Raw genomic sequence first — 21,142 nt, 5'->3', positions numbered from 1 at the left:
CACACTGGAGAGTTCAGACCGGAAATATTGTGTCCGGATTTATTCGGATTTATTCAAAATTTCTGAGCGGACTTATTGTGTACGTTCAATTAAAATAACCCTGTTCGCCCAGTGTAGTGGCTCTTTACCGGTGCATGGATTGCCAGGCCAGCGCGCTGGGCGAACTCTCCTCACACCAGTGGCGGCAGATCGAGTGCCGCGCAGCATTCCAGAATCGAGCGCCGTTGAGTCTCGGCATACAGCGCCAGTTCGTTGATGGTCGAACGGCCCAGGGCCTTTTCGAATTCCTGCCGGTTCGATTGGCTGGCGTAGTGGCTTTGCCCATCGTCACCCAGGTTGGACTGGAAGATGCCCGCCGCACTGACCGGCAAGAAGTCCTCGTAGACCAGCGGCTCGAAGCGAATGCAGTTTCGGCTGAGCAATCCCTCCAGCGTCTCTGAAGCCGACAGATCGCCACTCGCGGCGAGACCCTGTTCGGTGACGAAGTAGCGGAAGTAGGCCAGCTCCTGTTCACGCAGGCCGGCCCAGGAGTCCGGGAATTCAACGAAGTGGGCTCGCAGCAGTGCGTCGTAGCGCTGGGCATTTTCTTCGTTGGGGAAATCCTTCAACTCATCGCGAGCGGCATTCAGCAAGCGGTCGTACAGCGCCCGACCCGTCGGAGTCAGGGCGGCGCCGCGTTGTTCTATTTCGCCGAAGCGGGCACTGTGGCTGTCGCTGCCCTGGCCGGGAAAGGCGATGGGTTCTTCAAGGGCCTTGAAGCTGGTCTGGCGCAGCAGGATCGGGCACTCACGGCGCGGCGGGCCTTCGATCACGGCTTTGGGGGTAATGCCATGCCCGGGCATTTGCGCCTGGACCCGATCGATGTCTAGGGTGCGCGGGGTCAGGTGATTGATGTGCGGCCCTTTGAAGGCCACTACATCGGCAACCAGCCGGTGCTGCGCGCTCAACTGTCGATACTGCTCGGCCGTGACGGTTGCGCTGTGGTGCCAGCGAAAGGTCTCCAGCGCCTGCTCGACGAATGCCTTGGCGTCTTGTTCGTCAAGCCCGCCCTGGCTTTCGGCTTTGTCGATCAAAGCCAGCGCGGCCGGAGTGAAGATCGAGCGTTTGGCCAGGACCGACTGGGCAAACTCGCGCAGCTCGGGGTTTTCGATCAGTTCCAGGCGCAGCAACGAAGTGAACACCCGGAACGGACTGACCTGCAGCGAAGCTTCATGCACTGCGCGAAAGGCGGTGGAGTGTACCGGCACCCCGGCGGGTGTCAGGTCGTAATAGCCGACCGGCTGCATGCCCATTACCGCGAACAAGCGGCTGATGGTTGCCAGTTCCTCGGCGGTGCCGATGCGGATCGCGCCATGGCGCTCAAGGTCCAGGCGTTCGATTTCCCCGGTGCTGCGCAGCTGTTGCGCAACGCGGCGGTCATCGCGCAGCACTTGGGCGTTGGTTTGCGCCACCAGCTCCATCAGCGCGCCATACAGCGGCACCTCTTCGCGGTACATGTCCGACATCGCCCGCGAAAAGCGTTGGCGGATCAGGTCAGGGCTGACAAAGCGCTGAATGTTCATAGAGAAAATTCCCGGGCAATGAAATCGTGGGTTCAACGGTGGTTTTTCGTTGCCCGATTCTGTTCGGGGCAGGGGATACTGACAAACGAAGTTTCTTCCGAACTTCATTCTGCAAATGACTGCTCTCCTGGTATGTGGAGACTCCCTGTGGCGAGGGGGCTTGCCCCCGTTCGGCTGCGCAGCAGTCGTAGAACCGGCTGATGAGTTCTACCTGACACAATGCGGTTACCGATGTCAGGGCCGCTTCGCTGCCCAGCGGGGGCAAGCCCCCTCGCCACAAGATCGCATCAGGCCTGCCCCTCCAGAAACTCTCGATACAGCTGCGCAGTCCTGGCCGGGCGTTCGAGCATTGGCATATGCCCGATGCCATCCCACAGCTCCACGTGAATCCGGGCAATGCCCTCGGCCCAGACTTGCGCGCTGCTGACGTGAATCAGCCGATCCAGGCGCCCCCACAACAGCAGGGTGGGTGCCTGGATATCTGCCAGCCGGGCCTCGAGCGGTTCACTGCCATGGAAGTCCTGGAAGATCTCCGCCAGTTCATCGCGCCTGCGCTGATAACGCCCGGCCAGTGCCGCCAGCACTATGTCGGGAACCCAGGGTGGCGAAGCCATGGTCATGGCGTAGAACTGATCGAAGTCGGCGCGTGAATGGATCAGAAACGGGTTATTACCCTGGGCAAGCAACCTTTCCATGTCACTGGGCAGCGGCGAGGCGACACCCGCCGGGTCGATCAGTGCCAGCGATGCAACGCGCTCGGGGTAAGTCGCTGCGAGCCAGGCGGCGATGTAGCCGCCCATGGAATTACCGATCACATGGACTTTCTCGACCGCGCAGGCATCCAGCAACTGGATCAGCCGTTGGGCCTGGGAGGGTATGTCGTAACTGCCACGGTGCCGAAAGCCGGTTTCACCGTGGCCCGCCAGGTCGGGGATGATGACCCGGTAATCATCGACGAGGTGCCGGGAAAAACGCAGCCAGACGCTTTTGTCGGCGCTGTAGCCGTGGAGCATCAGCAGCGTTGGCGCCTTGGGCCGGCCTCCCTGATAGGTACTCAGGGTCATTTCCGCGATCGGCACCGGCACTTTTCGCAGGTGATAGAGCCGCGCCTCCAGGGCCATGCTCAGGTCATACAGCAGCTGGCCGAGACGCGGCCAGGTCCACCAGCCCAAGAGGATGAAGGCCGCGGCAAGTACCAGGATCATTAACATTGGGAGCTTTCCCCAAGCGTGTTCAGGACAGGATGTGATCGGCAGGCTTGAGCGTGCGCGTCAGCCGATGGTAGGTGAAGCTGAACCCCGGAAATATCGCAATGACGTGACCACTCCTGCTCTGATACCAGCTGTGGCAGCCACCGGATTTCCACACGGTTCTTTCCATCTCGCGATGAATCATTTGGGTGTAGGCGTCTTCAGCGTCCTTGCGCACTTCAATGGTCCGCAGACCTTGTTGCTTCAGGGTGCGGATGCAGCTGAGGATGTAGTTCATCTGCGATTCGATAATGAACAGCGCCGAGGTGTGGCCAATACCGGTGTTGGGGCCGGTGACGATGAACAGGTTGGGAAACTGCGGAATGCTGGTGCCCAGGTAAGCGCGCGGGTACTGCTGCCAGACATCCTTGAGCAGCGTGCCGCCCTTGCCCTGGACCGGATAGGAAATCACTCCGTCGGTGGCGTCATAGCCGGTCGACCAGATAATCAGGTCGAGCTCGATATGCTGATGGTCATGGGTGAGGATCCCGCTTTCGTCGATCGACGCGATGCCTTGCTCGCGGCTGTGCAGCGTCACGTTGGCGCGGCACAGCGCCGGATACAGCGTGCTCGATAGCAGCACCCGCTTGCAGCCGAGGGTGTAGTCGGGCGTCAACTTGCGGCGCAGTTCGACGTCGCTCACCTGACGCTTGAGCAACCGCAAGGCTTGCAACTGCACCAGGTGGATCGCCGGTCTCGAGTACTTGAAGGCAATCACCCGCGTCTCGAGCAGCCAGTAGATCAGCCAGCGCAACAGCTTGTAGACCGGTTTGATCCCCAGCAACCAGCGCTCGAAGCGGCTGAAGGTGTGGTCCGGCCGTGGCAATACCCAGTGCGCAGTGCGCTGGAACACATGCAGGTGCCCGACCTGCGGGGCGATGGCCGGGATGATCTGCGCCGCGCTGGCACCGCTGCCGATCACGGCAACTCGTTTGTTGCGGTAGTCGAATTGATGATCCCACTGGTTACTGTGAAAGCTCTTGCCCTTGAAGCGCTCCTGGCCTTCGAAGTGCGGAATCACCGGCTGGCTCAGCGGGCCCGAGGCATTGATGATGAACTGTGAGTAGAAGCTCCCCCTCGAGGTCTGTACGGCCCAACGCTGGAGTGCATCGTCCCATTGCACCCGTTCGACGTTTGCTTCCAGCTCGACTTTGTCGCGCAGCGCGTACTGCTCCACCACCTGCTGGGTGTAGCGGTGCAGCTCGTCCTGCTCGGCGAACATCCGGGTCCATGGATAGGAGGCGAACGACAGCGAATACAAGGGTGACGGCACATCGACCGCCGCGCCCGGGTAGGTGTTCTGGCACCAGGTGCCGCCGAAAAAGTCGCGCCGCTCCAACAGACGGAAGTCGCTGATGCCTTCCTTGAGCAAATTGACCGCCGCGCATTGGCCACCAAAACCGCTGCCGATGATCAGTACCTGATAGGTGTGCATGCGCGCCCTCTCGTGTTTTCTTACCCGGACGACCACTGACGTCGCGTTTCGCCCACTGTCATTTATAGTCAAGCATTCGCCAGAGGACCCGCGAGGGAGGCGCTTTCCAGGCGCTGACCGGTGATGGCTATTTGCCGCTGCCCTGATAGACTCCCAGCAAACCCGCAAGCAAGAACCGGCGTCTCGTTCAGCAGTACCAGAGGAGCTGTGGCCCCTATGCAATACACAGGAGGAAAGGGACTTTCACTGGCCAGGAGGCTGTACACCTCACGGACGTTGGGCCTGACCCTGGGGCTCCTTTGCGTGGGGGTGGCGATGTACCCGCTTGATCCTGCGCCCTGGGTCTGGGGGTTCATGGCCTTCAACGGCCTGCTCTGGCCGCATCTGGTGTATCTATGGGCGCGCCGCTCGAAAGTGCCTTACCACGCCGAACAGCGCAATCTGCTGATCGACTCGTTTCTTGGCGGTTTCTGGGTTGCCGCCATGCACTTCAATCCCTTGCCCTCGGCAATCACGCTGTCGATGATGGCAATGAATAATGTGGCGATCGGCGGCATGCGCTTTCTGCTCGCAGGATCCGTCGCTCAACTGTTGGGGATCGGTGCCGGTCTGCTGATTTTCGCACCGGCCTTCATCCCGCAAACCAGCCCTCTGCAGCTGTATGCCTGCCTGCCACTATTGACGCTGTATCCGCTGGCATTGGGCTGGATCTGTTTCCGCCAGGCCCACACCCTGGGTCGGCACAAACGTGAGCTGTTGGCCCTCAGTCGCACCGACAGCCTGACCGGTCTGCTGAACCATGGCACCTGGAAGGATCAACTGGAAATCGAGTTCCAGCGTTGCCAGCGCCAGCAGCAGGGCGGGGCCATCGCGCTGATTGACATCGATCACTTCAAAACCATCAACGACACCTACGGCCACGTCGCCGGCGATAGCGTGCTGCGTCAGTTGAGCAAAACCCTCAAGCAAAACCTGCGCTCCAGTGATATGGCCGGGCGCTACGGCGGCGACGAATTCTGCGTGATCCTGCCGGACGTGCCACTGGCCAGCGCGGCTCAGGTCATGGACGCTCTGCGGGATCGCTTCGCCTGCCTGGGCTATGAGCAAAACCCGGCGCTCAAGGTCAGCCTGAGCATCGGCCTGGCCGCCTATGACCCCCGATACACTGAAGCAACCCAGTGGCTCAATGACGCCGACCAGGCGTTATACGAAGCTAAAACCACCGGCCGCAATCGGGTCATTTGTCGGGCTGATGGGGCACTGAATCAGCTCACAGAGTTTGGCGAACCCTCTGAAGCTTTCCTCCAAACATGATACAAACCCAGCGATTGCCATAACCTGAGTGATTCACCGTGCAAGCCACCCGCTTGACCCTGATCTGTCACGCCCGCACCGACGCCCAGAAGCTGGCGCGTTTTGCCCTCGATGAGTCGCTCGAAATGGATTGGCAAGCGGCGCGGGGCTCGCGCGCCGGCGCCTTCAAGCGTCCGCCGCAACTGCTCTGTGCTCCGGAGGCCAGGGCCAGGCAAACCGCCGAACTGTTCGGTGCGCAGATGCAGATTGTCCCCGCGCTGGCGGATTGCGCCATGGGCCGTTGGCAGGGCCTGCGCATCGACGATCTGCAAAAACATGAGCCCGAGGCACTTCAGGACTGGTTGAGCGACAGCAGCTGCGCACCCCACGGCGGCGAGTCGGTCGAACAACTCCGCGCGCGGGTGGCCGAATGGCTGGAGACGTTGCGCAGTACTGCGGGGCATTTCCTGGCGATCACTCATCCATTCGTTATTCGTGCAGCGATCATGCACGTCATGCAGTGCCCGCCCGCGGCCTTCAATGTGATCGATGTCGAGCCGTTGTCGAGCACCGAATTGCGCTTCAACGGACGCTGGCGCCTGCGCCTGCAGGAACACCGCTCAGACACGGAGATGATGACCTCATGAAGAAAATCCTGATCATCGGCATCGGTGCCGGTAACCCTGAATACATCACCCTGCAGGCGGTCAACGCGCTGAATCGGGTCGACGTGTTTTTTATCATGGACAAAGGCCGCAGCAAGGACAAACTCACCGACCTGCGGCATGAGATCTGCGAACGCTATATCACCGGGCGCGACTACCGTTTCGTCGAGGCCCTCAGCCCCGAGCGTGTGCGTGGCGAGGTGGACTACACCGCGAGCGTGCATGATCTGAACCGCGACAAGCAGCAGACCTTCGAGCGGCTGATCAACGATGAAATGGCCGACGACGAATGCGCGGCGTTTCTGGTGTGGGGCGACCCGGCGTTGTACGACAGCACCATCCGCATTCTGCAGGCGATCCTTGCAGGCGGTCGCTGCAGCTTCGAGTTCGAGGTCATTCCCGGCATCACCAGCGTCCAGGCGCTGGCGGCGCAACATAAAGTGCCATTGAACAACATCGGTCGATCGGTCGAAATCACCACCGGGCGCAGGCTCGCGGCGGGGCTGGTCAGCGATGCCGACAGCCTGGTGGTGATGCTCGATGCCGAGGATGCCTACCAGCAGGTGGCCGACCAGGACCTGGATATCTACTGGGGGGCTTACCTGGGCACGCCGGATGAAATCCTGATCGCCGGCAAGCTCAAGGACGTGGCCGACGAGATCGAACGGGTGCGCAAAGCGGCGAGGCTGGCCAATGGCTGGATAATGGATACCTATTTGTTGAGAAAGCCTGGGGAGTGAGCGCCGAGCAGAAAGCCATGTTGTCTGTCCTGGCCTCATCGCGAGCAGGCTCGCACCCGGTGAGTGCTGTTATCGGCTGTGAATGTTGATAGCCGGAAAAGCGATTTTCAGGACCGCCGAAGATCAATAGATCGCAGCCTGCGGCAGCTCCTACAGGATTTTCGTACATCCGCGACCTCGTGGGTGGGTGCGGTCGCGCCGCATAGCAGCTAATTAACCGGCAACCCTTTGAACCGTCGCCCACCACCCATCCAGCGTTCCTTGCAGCCAGTCAAAGACTTGCCCATGGGCGACGCTGTCATCCTGATCCCGGGGCAGGGGGGATTCCTCGGCAAAGTGGGCATTGAGTTGCGCCACTGACTCAGCGTTCCACTCCGGATGAAACTGCAAACCCACCCGTGTCGGGCCGACCGAGTACATCTGCTGCTCACACCGGGCACTACTGGCCAGCAGCCGCGCGTCTGGTGGCAGGTCGATCGCATCCTCATGCCATTCCAGCACCTTCAACAAACGGCCATCGGCAAAGGTCACCTCGGTCCAGCCGGTCTCGGTCTCGGCCATACGCCGCACATCCCCGCCAAGCGCCCGCGCCAGTAATTGCGCACCCAGGCAGATCGCAAACACCGGCGCGCCCTGGGCCAGGCAGGCGGCCAACCAGCGACGTTCCTCTGCCAGCCAATCCGGCCCGGCATTGGCTTCGTACGGCCCGCCCAGAATGATCACCGGCAGGCTGCCGATGGGCGGCAGTTCGCCAAGGTCGGCGCGAAAGACCGTCAGGCTCACCCCCCGTGTCCTGGCCCAGTGGGCGATGGCGCCCGGTCCTTCGGCAGGATGGTGCTGGATCAGGTTCAGCGAAGTCGGATGGTTCGACACTGCGATTCCTCTGTTTCAGTCTGTGACATGATCGTGATTTTTTTTACAATTAAATGTCGCATCGACACAATTGGCTACTGTTGCGCCTCTCTAGACTGCCGGTCACTTCGATTTCTGCCAATCGAATTATCTGCCAAACAAGAATCTCCGCATCAGGAGCTACAGATGAAGAAGTTAGCAATGTTCGGTGCCCTGGCACTGTCCGTATTGTCCCTGTCCGCCGTGGCCGACGATGCCAAACCGATCCGCATCGGTATAGAAGCCGGCTACCCGCCATTTTCGATGAAAACTCCCGACGGTAAACTCACCGGTTTCGACGTGGACATCGGCGATGCGCTGTGCGAACAGATGAAAGCCAAGTGCACCTGGGTCGAGCAAGAGTTCGATGGCCTGATCCCGGCGCTCAAGGTCAAGAAAATCGACGCGATCCTGTCGTCCATGACCATCACCGACGACCGCAAGAAGAACGTCGATTTCACCATCAAGTACTACCACACCCCGGCACGCTTCGTGATGAAGGTCGGCACCGATATCAAGGACCCGCTGACCGAGCTCAAGGGCAAGAAAGTCGGCGTGCTGCGCGCCAGTACCCATGACCGTTTTGCCACTGAAGTGCTGCAGCCGGCGGGTGTTACCCTGGTGCGCTATGGCTCTCAGCAGGAAGCCAACCTGGACATGGTCTCCGGCCGTCTCGATGCGCTGCTGGCCGACGCGGTCAACCTCGACGACGGTTTCCTGAAAACCGACGCTGGTAAAGGCTTCGCTTTCGTTGGCCCGGAATCCAACGATCCGAAATACTTCGGCGGCGGTGCCGGCATCGCCGTGCGCAAAGGCGATAAAGAGCTGGCGGAGAAATTCAACACCGCCATCACCGAAATCCGCGCCAACGGCAAATACAAGCAAGTGCAAGACAAGTACTTCAAGTTCGACGTGTACGGCGAGTAATCTCCCCGTTCAAAAAAGGTGGCAACCGTTAGCGCGGCTGCCACCTTTTTTCCGACCGGGTACACCCGCAACGGGGTGGATGCACACAATCCCTCTGTAGGAGCTGCCGCAGGCTGCGATCTTTTGATCCTGTCTTTGCGGCGCCCCCGAAAAGATCGCAGCCTGCGGCAGCTCCTACGCGCCGACCGGGTACACCCGCAATGGGCTGGGTGCACACAATCCCTTTGTAGGAGCTGCCGCAGGCTGCGATCTTTTGATCCTGTCTTTTGCGGCGCCCCCAAAAAAATCGCAGCCTGCGGCAGCTCCTGCGGCCATGGCGCTGCTGTTGACGTCTACCGCCACGCAGGCGCAAACCGCGCTGCAAAACGATCTGCCGCTGCAGTACCTGGAGCAGACCAACCCTGATTCACGCAGAAAGCGCGTCGGATTATTTCCCGCCGGTAATCTGCCGAACCAATGACGCATGCCCGGCGGGGTTATCGGCACGGGAGATAATCTGGATCACCAGGATGCGAATGCCTGAGCCGGCCAATAATGTTGTACCCAGGGTCTTGCCGCCGCCCATGGTCGCGGTGCTGTCGACCTGACGCAAGCCCAGGCCTTTGATGGTCAGTTTCTTTTCGGCGGTTTTCTTGAAGTCGGGCAAGGTCGTGTCTTGTTTCTGCAGGAAACTTTCAACCGCGCTGTCGAGGAACTGGCTGTCGTTGTTTTTGATCTGCACACCGTCGGTGCGCAGGTTTTCGGCGACCATGACCACGGTCTTACTGGTTGGGTTGATGTACCAGGTGCCCATCGCACCCGCCGTGCCGCTCGCCGAGTCGCCAGGGGGCAACGGTTCGGCCTCAAAGCCCTGAGGCAGGTTGAAGACGAACTTGCCGCCCAGGGCGAAGATTTCTTGCGCGGTCGAGGTAGTTGCCGCTGGTTGGGTGGCTGCATGAACGCTCATGGCGCCGAAGCTGGTAATCGCTGCCAAGACCAAGGCAACGGCTTTTTTCCCAAACAATGACATTCAAATTCTCCAGGGTGATCGCGCGAGGGACGCGATCATCCCATGGTCGTGGTGAATCACTCCAGTCTGACCTTCCGAAAGGCAGGTTTTGCGCTGGCTACACCTCGCGCCGCACCGGATAGCTTTTGATGACGTCGAGAAACTCCGCAGTTCGAGGTTTCGTACAGCACCAGGGTATTGGGGTCGTCCTGCAGTTCATGCACCCGGATTGATCGCCCTTGAAGGTGTCGACGCCGATTTCGTGCAAGGTTTTCGGTCTGGTCATGCGAAAACTTCGAACGTTATTCCAAGGTTTCTTCTAAGTGTGGGTTCGCCGCTGCACAGTTGCGATCACCGCGCCGAGAATAATCAGCAGCGCGGGGAGGATCAGGATCGGGCTGGCATGGGTTTGCCCGATTGCGATCAGCAGCAGGGTCGAGATCAGCGGGGCCAGGTAGGAGAGGGCGCCGAGCATCGCCAGGCTGCCGTGTTTGGTCGCATGATCCCAGGCAAAAAAGGCCAGGCCAACCGGCCCCAGACCCAGGCCGATGATCGCCGCCCACTGGTTGAAGTCGGGGCGCACTGTAGTTTCGAACGCCAGGTGACAGACCAGTCCGGCCACCGCCACCAGCCCGCAGATCCCGCCGATGATACTGCTCGGCACTTCGCTGAAGCGTCGATTGAGCACCGAATAGGTCGCCCACACCAGAGCGCAGGCGAAGGCGGCCAGATAGCCGGCAATAGGCGTGGCGGCCACCTCGCCCGCGGTGCGCAGTTGCATGATGAAGGCGGTGCCGGCCAGCCCCAGCAAGGCTCCCAGCAGTTGCCGTTTCCTCAAGCGCTCACCGCTGGAAAAGGTCGAGAACAGTACGATCAGCAGCGGCCACAGGTAGGCGATCAGGCTGGCTTCAGCGGCAGGCGCGGCTTTCAAGGCAAAAAAATACAGCGCGTGATAAGCGAAGATACCGACGAACCCGGTGATCCATACCGCCCACGGCTGACGCCAGCTGCGAAAACCGCTGACGCCGCGACGACCGAGAATCACCAGGCTGGCGACGAACGCCACGGCAAAGCTCAAGGCCAGTAGTTCGAAAGGCGGAATGCCCGCCGTGAGGGTCGTCAGCAGTGCCAGACAGGACCAGAGAAATACCGCGATCACGCCAATGGCAGTGGCGGAGTTTGCGGTTTTGCCGGGGGTGGAAACCTGGCTCAATTCAGTCATGCGCGCCTCTCCATTGGCGAGTGTTGCAGGCATCATGCGTCAAGGTCTTGGCTGTCGGCCAGTCGCTGCGGTGTAGGCGCTCTTCGAATGGCGGGTTACCCGGCGCTTGCTGCCAGCCAGCACCAGCAACGAAACCGCGACGGCCAATACAAAGGCCCACAATCCGAACGTCGGCAAAGCCAGTGCCAGCACCAGGCAAAACACCGCGAACGAATACAAACCGGTGGCCGTGGCTCTGAGCAACGCGGCGGTAAACGCCGGGCCACGGCTTTGATGGGAGAACACCGCCAGTACGCTGCCGAGTACCGGGAACACCGCGAGAAACCCGCTCCAGCGCTCACCCACGGTGCTCGCCAGCGTGGTCACCGCCAGTGTCAGCAGCGCGCCGGCGAGCATGCGATAGAGGAGTTTGTCCGACTTGGGCGCGGGCGCAGCCGCCAGCGGTTGTACAGCAGGAAACAAGTGTGGCGCAGCGAGCAGCGCGATGGCTGCAAAGAGGATCGAAAGCACGATGGAGCTGGGGAGCCACGAAAGCGCCGCCGCGGCCACGGCCCAGACCGCCACGGCGATCATCAATGCCCAGGGCCACGCCAGCCTTTGCGCGACCTGGGCGTAGACGATGCTGAACGCGATCATCGCAAACACCGCCAAAAGTGCCGCAATCGAGGCCTGGGCGGCGAACACTTGACCTTGTTCGACGGCGAGGAAAAACAGAATCGGCCCGACGACCACCGGGAACCCCGCCAGCCATCCGCCAACGCCAGGCCCCCAGCGTCTACCGGCCAGGGAGACCAGCAATAAAAACCCGGGAACCACCAACAATTTGAGAATCAGCACTGAACAACACCTGAGGTTGATAGGCCGCAAAGCCTGCTCGGCGGAGGGAGTATGTGGATTACGCTCGGTCCGTTGGAGACCGGTTCAGTTCTGATCATCCAGGAACCGTCCTTTATGATCCGGGCTGGGCAACTGGCAGACCGGGTAGCGACCGAACAGCCGGTAGCGATTCTGCGCGATGCGGTCGTAGCACCAATCCCTGATTGCTTCGGGAATGACGCTGATCACCGTCAGCAACGGCCAGGGCTGGGGCAGATACTTCATGACCCGCACAAACGCCTCCGAGCGCACATACAGTTGATTGTTTTCGATGAAGGCCATGCTCTCGAAGCGCTCGCTTGGCAAGCAGAACCAGGCCAGCAGCGCTTGTCCTTCGACGGATTGCATGGACGCCAGCTTGATCTTCCTGTGGCGGTCATGCCGGATCAGGAATCGCGCCGAGCCGTTGCACAACTTGCAGACACCATCGAACAACACGACGCGGTCGCCAGGTTGCAGATGGGGCGGGGTGCTGATCATCCGGTGCCTTGATGGAGATTGAGCGTCAGACTTCATGGCCGGTCTTGCACATCCAGGGTAGTGGCATCGCCACAGCATACTCGAGTCTGGCGTTGTGTTGCCTGTGAGGCCCTCATCGCGAGCAGGCTCGCGATGAACGATGACTCGATTTTTGGTGCATGTCAGATCGGCAAAAGATCGCAGCCTGCGGCAGCTCCTACGCCGACCGAGTACACCCGCGTGTAAGCAATACCTGTAGGAGCTGCCGCAGGCTGCGATCTTTTAGCGGTGCTTGATGCTCAACTGTCTCAGAGCCGAGCGCCCTTGAACGCCGCCCGGAACTTGTGCAGCAACGGCTCGGTGTAGCCATTGGGTTGCTCTCTCCCCTGGAACACCAGCGCACAGGCGGCTTGAAACGCCAGTGATCCATCGAAATCGGCGGCCATGGGTCGGTAGAGCGGATCCCCGGCATTCTGCTGATCGACCACCCGGGCCATGCGTTGCAGGATCTCCAGGGTCTGTGTCTGGTCGATCACCCCATGCCGCAGCCAGTTGGCGATGTGCTGGCTGGAAATGCGCAGGGTCGCGCGATCTTCCATCAGCCCGACATCATGAATGTCCGGCACTTTCGAGCAGCCGATACCTTGCTCGACCCAGCGCACCACGTAGCCGAGCAGGCCCTGGGCATTGTTCTCGACTTCCTGGCGAATTTCCTCGGCTGACCATTGGCGCGAAGTGGCCACCGGAACGCTTAGCAAGCCGTCGAGAATCTCTTCGCTGACGTCGGCCAGATCAACCTGTTCCAGCTCTTCCTGAACCGCGCGGACATCGACCTTGTGATAGTGCAACGCGTGCAGGGTGGCCGCCGTGGGCGACGGCACCCAGGCGGTGTTGGCCCCGGCCTTGGGGTGGGCGATTTTCTGTTCGAGCATGTCGGCCATCCGGTCGGGCATCGCCCACATGCCTTTGCCGATCTGCGCACGGCCGCGCAGGCCGCAGTTCAAACCCACCAGCACATTGTTGCGTTCATAGGCCTGGATCCAGGCGCTGTTCTTCATGTCGCCCTTGCGCAACATGGCGCCGGCTTCCATGGCGCTATGCAGCTCGTCACCGGTGCGGTCGAGAAAACCGGTATTGATAAAGGCCACCCGCGACGAGGCGGCGGCGATACAGGCCTTGAGGTTGATGCTGGTGCGTCGCTCTTCGTCCATGATCCCCATCTTCAGGGTGTGCCGTTCAAGCTTGAGCAGGTCTTCTATGCGACTGAACAACTGCTCGGCAAACGCCACTTCGGCGGGGCCATGCATCTTCGGTTTGACGATATAGACACTGCCGCTGCGTGAGTTGCCACGGCGCTTGAGGTCATGCACGGCAATCAGGCTGGTGACCACACCGTCGAGGATGCCCTCCGGGATCTCCAGGCCTTCGCTGTCGAGAATCGCCGGGCTGGTCATCAGGTGGCCGACGTTACGAATGAACAGCAGCGAGCGACCGTGCAGCGTCAACGGGCTGCCATCGGCAGCGCTGTACTGTCGATCCGGATTGAGCCGGCGAGTGATGGTTTTGCCGTTCTTTTCCAGGTCTTCCTTCAAGTCACCCTTCATCAGGCCCAGCCAGTTGCGATATACCTGAACTTTGTCGTCGGCATCGACCGCGGCGACCGAGTCCTCGCAATCAATGATGGTCGACAGCGCCGCCTCGATCAGCAGGTCTTTTACCCCGGCGTTATCGGCACGGCCGATGGTGCTGGCCGGGTCGATCTGGATTTCCACGTGCAGGCCATGGTTCTTCAGCAGGATGGCTGTGGGTTGCGCTGCCTGGCCCTGATAGCCGACATATTTTTCAGGCTGTAGCAGCGTGGTTTTACTGGCGTCTTTCAGGGTCGCTTGCACTTGGCCGGACTCAATCCGGTAGCTGCTCACCTGGGCGTGGGAGCCAGTGATCAAGGGCGCGATTTCATCGAGAAAAGCCCGCCCAAAGGCGATGACTTTCGCCCCGCGTACCGGGTTATAAGCCGTGCCTGGCGCTGCGCCGCCTTCATTGGACAGTACATCGGTGCCGTACAGCGCGTCATACAGCGAGCCCCAGCGGGCATTGGCTGCGTTCAGCGCATAGCGGGCATTCACTGCCGGGACCACCAGTTGCGGGCCGGCCTGGCTGCTGATTTCGCTATCGACATTAGCCGTGTTGACCTGCACCTGCGCCGGTTGTGGCTGCAAGTAGCCAATGGAACCGAGAAAGCCGCGATAGGCCGGCATGTCGCTTATCGGTCCCGGATGAGCCCGGTGCCAGGTGTCGAGTTCGCTCTGCAGGCGATCGCGTTCGGCGAGCAAGGCGCGGTTTTGCGGGGCCAGTTCATGCACCAGCGCATCGAAGCCGCTCCAGAAGGTTGGCTGGTCGAGGCCGGTACCTGGCAGAACTTCTTCATCAATGAAGCGTTGCAGGATAGCCGCTACCTTAAGGCGCTGGCAGTTGACGAAATCGGTCATCACAGGGTCTCCATCAGAGGTTGTCGATTCAGCGCAACAGGCGCTGTTGGCTTGGCGAAGGGGCGGTCATTTCAGGCATTGGGCGCCGGCCTTGGCCACCTGGGCGTCCTGCTCGGCCTTGACCCCGGACACCCCGACTGCGCCGATCACCTGGCCATCGACGATGATCGGCACGCCGCCTTCCAGCGAGGTCAGCAGGGGCGCCGAAAGAAAGGCGCTGCGGCCACCGTTGACCATGTCTTCATAGCCCTTGGATTCACGCCGGCCGAGGGCCGAAGTGCGGGCTTTTTCCGTGGCGATGTAGGCGCCGATCGCCGCGCAGCCATCAAGACGTTCAAGCGCCAGGGGATGGCCGCCGTCGTCGACGATGACGATGGTCACCGCCCACTGATTGCTCTGGGCTTCGCTGCGGGCGGCGGCGAGGATCTGACTGACTTCGGTCTGGCTCAATACGGCTTTGGTTTTCATGGGGGGGCTCCAGGGGTTCAATTAAGACAGGGCATCTTCGACCAGTTCGATCCAGTGCCTGACAGGGGTTCGGCCGGCGCCGTCGAGGTGGGTCTGGCAACCGATGTTGGCGGTGACGATCACCTCGGGTTTGCCGCTTTCCAGGGCGTTGAGCTTGTTGTCGCGCAGCTGTCGGGATAGCTCCGGCTGGGTCAGCGAATAGGTGCCCGCCGAGCCGCAGCACAAATGGCTGTCGGGCACCGGCGTTAGGTTGAAGCCTAGCCGGGTCAGCAGTTCTTCCACTGCGCCGCCGAGTTTTTGCGCGTGCTGCAGGGTACAAGGGCAATGAAAGGCGATGCGCGTTGCCGCCTTGACCTGGAGTTGCTGCAACGGTTCGTCACGCAGCACCTCCACCAGATCCTTGGCCAGGGCTCTGACCCGCTTGGCCTTGGCCGCATAGGCTGGATCCTGCTCCAGCAGATGGCCGTAATCCTTGACGAAGGCCCCACAACCGCTGGCCGTCTGCACTATGGCTTCGGCACCGTTTTCGATGCTCGGCCACCAAGCGTCGATGTTGCGCCGGGCGCGATCGAGTCCGGCCTTTTGCGCGTTCAGGTGATAGTCCACGGCGCCGCAGCATCCGGCCTGGCTGATGGGCGTGACGCTGATTCCCAGGCGGTCGAGGACTCGCGCCGTGGCGGCATTGGTGTTGGGTGACAGGCTCGGTTGCACGCAACCTTCAAGCATCAGCACCTGCCGCGCATGGTGGGTGGTCGGCCGCGGCTTGGCCGGGCGCACGGTGCGCGGCAACTTGATCTGGAGTACTTCAGGCAACAGCGGGTGAAAGGCCTCTGCGGTTTTGATCAACGACTTGAACAGGCCCGGGTTCGGCACCACTGCCCGCAGGCTCTCGCGCAGCAGAGTCTGGCCGAGGGGACGCGGCACGGCGGCGTCGACCACCGCGCGGCCGATGTCCAGCAGGTTGTGGTAGTCCACGCCGGAGGGGCAGGTGGTTTCACAGTTGCGGCACGACAGGCAGCGATCCAGGTGCAGTTGAGTTTTCACGGTCGGCTCGTGGCCTTCCAGCACCTGCTTGATCAGGTAGATACGCCCCCGTGGGCCATCCAGCTCATCGCCAAGCAGTTGATAGGTCGGGCAGGTGGCATTGCAGAAGCCGCAATGCACGCAGGTGCGCAAAATGCTTTCGGCTTCTTCGGCGCGGGGCAGGCGCTTGGCCTGTTCGCTCAAGGTGGTCTGCATGGTTCAGAGCTCCGCGTACATTCGGCCCGGATTGAAGATCCCTTGCGGGTCGAGTTGCGCCTTGAGTTGTCGGTGGTAGCGCAGCAACGCCGGGGGCAACGGCTGGAACGGACTGTCGATCAGCCCATGGCTGTAGCAGGTCGCGTGACCGCCGGCTTGCCGGGCAATCGAGCGAATGACGCCGACGTCGGCATCGGATTTCAGCCAGCGCTGGGCGCCGCCCCAATCGATCAGCTGATCGCCGGGCAGGTCGAGCAGACCGGTGTTGTTGGGCACTGATAGCCGCCACAGCGGCTGGCCTTCGTCGAAAAAGGCCAGGCGCTGTTCATTCAGTTCGTTCCAGTAACCGGGGTCGAGGGGTTCGCCGCCGAGGCGATCATGGGCAGCCGCCACCGAGCCTTCGCCACCTTCCAGGCGCAGATGCAGGCGCTCGCCGTCATGGCTGGCGGCGCTGATGGGCAGCGGCTGCTGACCCCACTCAGCAAGCTTGGCCAAGGCCCGGGCGCTGTCCATTTCCAGAGAGAAGCTGGCGCACAGGCGCGGCTTGGGCAGGACCTTCAGCGATACTTCGGTCAGCAGTCCCAGGCAGCCATAGCTGCCCACCAGCAAGCGCGACAGATCGTAGCCGGCGACGTTTTTCATCACCTCGCCGCCGAAGCGCAGGTGCTTGCCCAAACCGGTGATCACCCGGGTGCCGAGGACGAAATCACGCACCGAGCCAGACCACGGACGGCGCGGCCCGGACAAACCGGCGGCGATCATCCCGCCGAGCGTCGCACCCTCGCCGAAAGACGGCGGTTCGCAGGGCAGCATCTGCCCGGCGGCTTCCAGCGCGGCGGATAATTCACTGAGCGAGGTACCCGCGCGGGCGGTGATCACCAGTTCGGTCGGGTCGTAGCTGACAATGCCGCAATGCCCGCGGGTGTCGAGTATTTCACCGGCGACCGGGCGACCGAGGAAGGCCTTGCTGTTGGAGCCCTGGATCAGCAACGGCGTGGCACTGTCGAGCGCCTGATTGACCTGTTCCAGCAGTGCCGCACTGCCATCGATATTCTGTTCGGCACCCATCAGAAACGCTCCAGCTCAGGGAAGGGCAGTTTGCCCATGTGCACATGCATGGCGCCGAATTCGGCGCAGCGATGCAGGGTAGGAATATTCTTGCCAGGATTGAGCAGACCGTTGGGGTCGAACGCGGCTTTGATCGCGTGGAACAGGGTCAGCTCATCGCTGTTGAACTGGGCGCACATCTGGTTGATTTTTTCCCGACCGACACCGTGCTCGCCGGTGATGCTGCCGCCGACCTTGACGCATAATTCGAGGATCTTGCCGCCGAGGGCTTCGGCGCGATCCAGTTCGCCCGGCTGATTGGCATCGAACAGAATCAGCGGGTGCATGTTGCCGTCACCGGCATGAAACACGTTGGCGACCCGCAGGTCGTATTCGGCGGCCAATGCGGCGATGCCTTTGAGCACCCCCGGCAGTTCGCGGCGCGGGATGGTGCCGTCCATGCAGTAGTAATCCGGCGACAGCCGTCCCACTGCCGGAAAGGCGTTTTTGCGTCCAGCCCAGAATCGCACCCGTTCGGCTTCGTCGCGGGCCTGGCGGACTTCAGTGGCGCCGGCGTGTTCAAGCACCGCGCGCACCCGGTCGCAATCGTCGTGGACGTCCGCTTCGACCCCATCGAGCTCACAGAGCAGGATGGCCTCGGCATCGACCGGGTAGCCGGCATGGATAAAGTCTTCGGCCGCGCGAATGGCCAGGTTGTCCATCATCTCCAGGCCGCCGGGAATGATGCCGGCGGCAATGATGTCGCCCACCGCGCGACCGGCTTTTTCCACGGAGTCGAAGGCGGCCAGCAGCACTTTGGCGATTTGCGGTTTGGGCAGCAGTTTGACCGTGACTTCGGTGATGATCCCGAGCATGCCTTCGGATCCGGTGAACAGCGCGAGCAAATCAAAACCCGGTGAGTCCAGTGCGTCGCTGCCCAGGGTCAGCCGTTCGCCTTCGACGGTGAGGATCTCGACCTTGAGCAGGTTATGCACGGTCAGCCCATATTTCAGGCAATGCACGCCACCGGCGTTCTCTGCCACATTGCCGCCGATGGAGCAGGCGATCTGCGAGGAGGGGTCCGGCGCGTAATACAAACCGAAAGGCGCGGCGGCCTGGGAGATCGCCAGGTTGCGTACGCCGGGTTGCACGCGGGCACTGCGGGCGGCGGGGTCAATCTGCACAATGCTGTTGAAGCGCGCCATCACCAGCAGGACACCTTTCTCCAGCGGCAGCGCACCACCGGAAAGCCCGGTGCCGGCGCCACGCGCGACCACCGGTACCCGGCGCTCATGACACAGCTTGAGCAGGCCTTCTACCTGTTCGATAGTGCGCGGCAACACCACCAGCATCGGCGTGGTGCGGTAGGCGGACAGACCGTCGCACTCGTAAGGCTTGAGTTCCTCCTCACGGTGCAGGATATCCAGATCGGGCAGTTGCTCTTGCAGCGCCCGGATCAGTGCATCCTTGTCAACGTCGGGCAGTGCGCCGTCGACGCGTTCGTCGTAGAGAATATTCATGGGTGGCTAATGACCCTGAGTTGTTTTTATAAGGTCTATTTTAGACCCGTTCATGGGAACGGCTGACTTGCATCATTGGCCTCGGGGGAATTACTGTCCATGTGTTGTTTGGCTGGTCGAACCAGTTTTTCTTCAGGGTAATTTAAATGCTTTAATTAAAAATCAATGATTTCAAATACTTAATGGCATTGATTGGAATGGATGGTTTTATCTATATAACTGGTCATACCAGTTGGAGGTGGCATGAGCAGCAGTGAATCCGGCCGTTCCCCGCAAGTTGCGGATGTGGTGTGCGAACGTATCGAGCGCTTGATTGTCGATGGGGTCCTCAAGACCGGTCAGCTGCTGCCTTCCGAACGCCGGTTGACGGAAAAGCTCGGTGTGTCGCGTACTGCGTTGCGCGAGGGGCTCAAGCTGCTGCGTGCCAGAGGGATCATCGAGACCGAGCAGGGCAAGGGCTCGTTTGTCGCGCAGCTGTCGGGGCATACCCCAACGTCACCCTTGATGCACTTGTTCAGCTCACAGCCACGCACCCTCTACGATCTGTTCGAGGTGCGCAGCCTGCTGGAAGGCGAGTCCGCTCGACTGGCCGCGTTGCGCGGCACCGAGGCGGACTTTGTGCTGATCACCCGCAGTTACCAGGCCCTGGTCGACGCCCACACCCAAGCTCTCGATGCCTCGGCTCATGCACGGCTCGATCACGCGTTCCACCTGGCCATCTGCGAGGCCTCGCACAATCCGGTGCTGGTGCAGACCCTGCGCTCATTGACCGACCTGCTGATCAACTCGGTGTTCGCTTCGGTCAACAACCTCTATCACCGCGAACCGCAAAAGCGCCAGATCGACCGCCAGCATGCGCGACTCTACAACGCCGTCACCGGACGCCTGCCCGAGCAGGCCCGCAAGGCGGCCATCGCGCACATTCAGAGTATTTGCGAGAACCTCAAGGAAATCGAAAACGAAGAACAGCGCCTGGTCCGTGCCACGCTGCGGCTTGAGGGGTGGGCGTGAGCATGTGGCATATCGATCCGGTGTCCCTGCGACTGTTCATTGCGGTCTGTGAAGAAGGGACCATCGCCAAGGCCAGCGAGCGCGAGTTCATCGCGCCTTCGGCCGTGAGCAAGCGCATCGCCGATATCGAGGCGACCGTCGGTACGCCGATGCTGGTGCGCAGCAAGCGCGGTGTACTGCCGACGCCAGCCGGGCAGGCGCTGTTGCGCCATGCCCGGCAATTGATGCGCAGCCTGGAAAAACTCCAGGGCGAACTGAGCGAATATGCCGAAGGCGGGCGTGGCCATGTGCGCATCCTGGCCAATATCTCGGCGATCATGGAGTTCCTGCCGGAAGAGCTCTCCGAGTTTCTGGCGGCCAACGAACACATTCAGGTGGATATTGAAGAGCGCTTCAGCCCGGATGTGGTGCGCGGCGTGCTGGAGGGTAATGCGGACCTGGGGATCTGTCGCAAGTCGATGGCTGTCGGCGATCTGCAGTTCATTCCCTACCGAACCGACCATCTGGCAGTGGTGGTCAACGCCAGCCATCCGCTGGCCGGACGCAGCAGCATCGCCTTTCGCGAAACCCTCGATTACGACCACTTGGGGTTGTCGTCCTTCGCCACCCTGAATACCTACATGCAACGGACCGCGGCCCAGGAGGGGCGCGAGTTGCGATTGCGCACCCACGTTTCAACCTTCGATGCCGCGTATCGGCTGGTCCAGTTCGGGCTTGCGCTGGGGGTGTTTCCCCTGGAGGCGGTCGAGCGCTACGCCGGGCTGTTCAACTTGCAGGTGATTCCTCTGGAAGATGACTGGGCCCAGGGTGAGTTTGTCATCTGCGTTCGCGATGTCGAAGCCTTGTCCTTGTCGGCGCGGCGGTTGTTGAATCATTTGTTGGCGCGGGTGCCTGTCTCTTGAAGTGCCGTGAGGTCTAAAAGATCGCAGCCTGCGGCAGCTCCTACGGGTTTTGCGTGAACCGGATGATGGGCGGGCGCAGGCTGCGATCCTGGCGGTTTCGCCCGCGCCGAACATTTGGCATTTGGCCCATGCTTTCCCTCCGATCCATCGCGCTTCAC

At 61.3% G+C, this 21,142-nt stretch carries 19 protein-coding genes; 6 read left to right on the top strand and 13 right to left on the bottom strand.

The annotated features are described in order from the left end of the window. Positions 1–170 precede the first annotated feature (170 nt). The 3 genes from hglS to AC3IUA_RS19645 all read right to left on the bottom strand — a co-directional run bounded on the left by hglS (position 171) and on the right by AC3IUA_RS19645 (position 4,247). A complete protein-coding gene (gene hglS / locus AC3IUA_RS19655) occupies positions 171–1,562 on the bottom strand; it encodes a 2-oxoadipate dioxygenase/decarboxylase HglS (protein ID WP_489356481.1) in 1,392 nt (463 codons plus the stop codon). Positions 1,563–1,849: 287 nt separating this feature from the next. Then, positions 1,850–2,773 (bottom strand): alpha/beta fold hydrolase, encoded by a 924-nt coding sequence (locus AC3IUA_RS19650; protein ID WP_489356479.1) that lies wholly within the window; start codon positions 2,771–2,773, stop codon positions 1,850–1,852. A 22-nt stretch (positions 2,774–2,795) separates the two neighbouring features. Beyond that, entirely contained in the window at positions 2,796–4,247 is a 1,452-nt protein-coding gene (locus AC3IUA_RS19645; protein WP_489356477.1) for a flavin-containing monooxygenase, read from the bottom strand. Positions 4,248–4,463: 216 nt separating this feature from the next. On the opposite strand from AC3IUA_RS19645, the gene AC3IUA_RS19640 reads away from it, so the two are divergent. Genes AC3IUA_RS19640 through cobF form a run of 3 tightly spaced genes read left to right on the top strand, consistent with a single transcriptional unit; the run spans position 4,464 to position 6,945 of the window. Beyond that, a complete protein-coding gene (locus AC3IUA_RS19640) occupies positions 4,464–5,561 on the top strand; it encodes a diguanylate cyclase (protein ID WP_489356476.1) in 1,098 nt (365 codons plus the stop codon). A gap of 38 nt (positions 5,562–5,599) precedes the next feature. Further along, a complete protein-coding gene (locus tag AC3IUA_RS19635) occupies positions 5,600–6,187 on the top strand; it encodes a histidine phosphatase family protein (protein ID WP_489356474.1) in 588 nt (195 codons plus the stop codon). Beyond that, the gene (gene cobF, locus AC3IUA_RS19630; protein ID WP_489356473.1) at positions 6,184–6,945 is read left to right on the top strand and encodes a precorrin-6A synthase (deacetylating); all 762 of its coding nucleotides are present in this window, start codon (positions 6,184–6,186) and stop codon (positions 6,943–6,945) included. Before AC3IUA_RS19635 ends, cobF begins: the two co-directional genes overlap by 4 nt. 213 nt (positions 6,946–7,158) lie before the next feature. Here the strand turns inward: cobF and AC3IUA_RS19625 are convergent, their stop codons facing one another. Further along, positions 7,159–7,818 carry a type 1 glutamine amidotransferase gene (locus AC3IUA_RS19625; RefSeq protein WP_489356471.1) on the bottom strand — a complete coding sequence of 220 codons (660 nt, stop codon included), beginning with the start codon at positions 7,816–7,818 and terminating at the stop codon, positions 7,159–7,161. Positions 7,819–7,983: 165 nt separating this feature from the next. Here AC3IUA_RS19625 and AC3IUA_RS19620 point away from each other — a divergent pair, with 165 nt between their 5' ends. After that, complete coding sequence (locus tag AC3IUA_RS19620; protein ID WP_489356469.1) at positions 7,984–8,763, top strand: ABC transporter substrate-binding protein; 780 nt, start codon at positions 7,984–7,986, stop codon at positions 8,761–8,763. Between the two features lie 427 nt (positions 8,764–9,190). Here AC3IUA_RS19620 and AC3IUA_RS19615 read toward each other — a convergent pair whose 3' ends face one another. The 9 genes from AC3IUA_RS19615 to glcD all read right to left on the bottom strand — a co-directional run bounded on the left by AC3IUA_RS19615 (position 9,191) and on the right by glcD (position 19,071). Further along, on the bottom strand, positions 9,191–9,772 hold the full coding sequence (locus tag AC3IUA_RS19615) for a DcrB/PsbP domain-containing protein (protein ID WP_489356467.1): 582 nt from the start codon (positions 9,770–9,772) through the stop codon (positions 9,191–9,193). A 298-nt stretch (positions 9,773–10,070) separates the two neighbouring features. After that, on the bottom strand, positions 10,071–10,973 hold the full coding sequence (yddG, locus tag AC3IUA_RS19610) for an aromatic amino acid exporter YddG (protein WP_489356465.1): 903 nt from the start codon (positions 10,971–10,973) through the stop codon (positions 10,071–10,073). 39 nt (positions 10,974–11,012) lie between these two features. Further along, positions 11,013–11,810 (bottom strand): hypothetical protein, encoded by a 798-nt coding sequence (locus tag AC3IUA_RS19605; RefSeq protein WP_489356463.1) that lies wholly within the window; start codon positions 11,808–11,810, stop codon positions 11,013–11,015. A gap of 84 nt (positions 11,811–11,894) precedes the next feature. Next, complete coding sequence (locus tag AC3IUA_RS19600) at positions 11,895–12,329, bottom strand: thiol-disulfide oxidoreductase DCC family protein (RefSeq protein WP_489356461.1); 435 nt, start codon at positions 12,327–12,329, stop codon at positions 11,895–11,897. A gap of 287 nt (positions 12,330–12,616) precedes the next feature. Next, the gene (locus tag AC3IUA_RS19595; protein ID WP_489356460.1) at positions 12,617–14,797 is read right to left on the bottom strand and encodes a malate synthase G; all 2,181 of its coding nucleotides are present in this window, start codon (positions 14,795–14,797) and stop codon (positions 12,617–12,619) included. Positions 14,798–14,863: 66 nt separating this feature from the next. Continuing rightward, a complete protein-coding gene (locus tag AC3IUA_RS19590; RefSeq protein WP_489356458.1) occupies positions 14,864–15,265 on the bottom strand; it encodes a heme-binding protein in 402 nt (133 codons plus the stop codon). 21 nt (positions 15,266–15,286) lie between these two features. After that, positions 15,287–16,504, bottom strand: a complete 1,218-nt coding sequence (glcF, locus tag AC3IUA_RS19585) for a glycolate oxidase subunit GlcF (RefSeq protein WP_489356456.1) — start codon at positions 16,502–16,504, stop codon at positions 15,287–15,289. Between the two features lie 3 nt (positions 16,505–16,507). Next, a complete protein-coding gene (glcE, locus tag AC3IUA_RS19580) occupies positions 16,508–17,572 on the bottom strand; it encodes a glycolate oxidase subunit GlcE (RefSeq protein WP_489356454.1) in 1,065 nt (354 codons plus the stop codon). Beyond that, a complete protein-coding gene (glcD, locus tag AC3IUA_RS19575) occupies positions 17,572–19,071 on the bottom strand; it encodes a glycolate oxidase subunit GlcD (RefSeq protein WP_489356452.1) in 1,500 nt (499 codons plus the stop codon). The genes glcE and glcD overlap by 1 nt, the downstream gene beginning before the upstream one ends. 243 nt (positions 19,072–19,314) lie before the next feature. On the opposite strand from glcD, the gene glcC reads away from it, so the two are divergent. Then, positions 19,315–20,082 carry a transcriptional regulator GlcC gene (glcC, locus tag AC3IUA_RS19570; protein WP_489356450.1) on the top strand — a complete coding sequence of 256 codons (768 nt, stop codon included), beginning with the start codon at positions 19,315–19,317 and terminating at the stop codon, positions 20,080–20,082. A gap of 2 nt (positions 20,083–20,084) precedes the next feature. After that, positions 20,085–20,984, top strand: coding sequence for a LysR substrate-binding domain-containing protein (locus AC3IUA_RS19565; RefSeq protein ID WP_489356448.1), 900 nt, complete (start codon positions 20,085–20,087; stop codon positions 20,982–20,984). Positions 20,985–21,142: the final 158 nt, after the last annotated feature.

The sequence above is a fragment of the Pseudomonas sp. KH_050 genome, assembly GCF_057838875.1.
The sequence above is the reverse complement of the archived record's forward strand: the minus strand, read 5'-3'. Positions and strand labels throughout refer to the sequence as shown.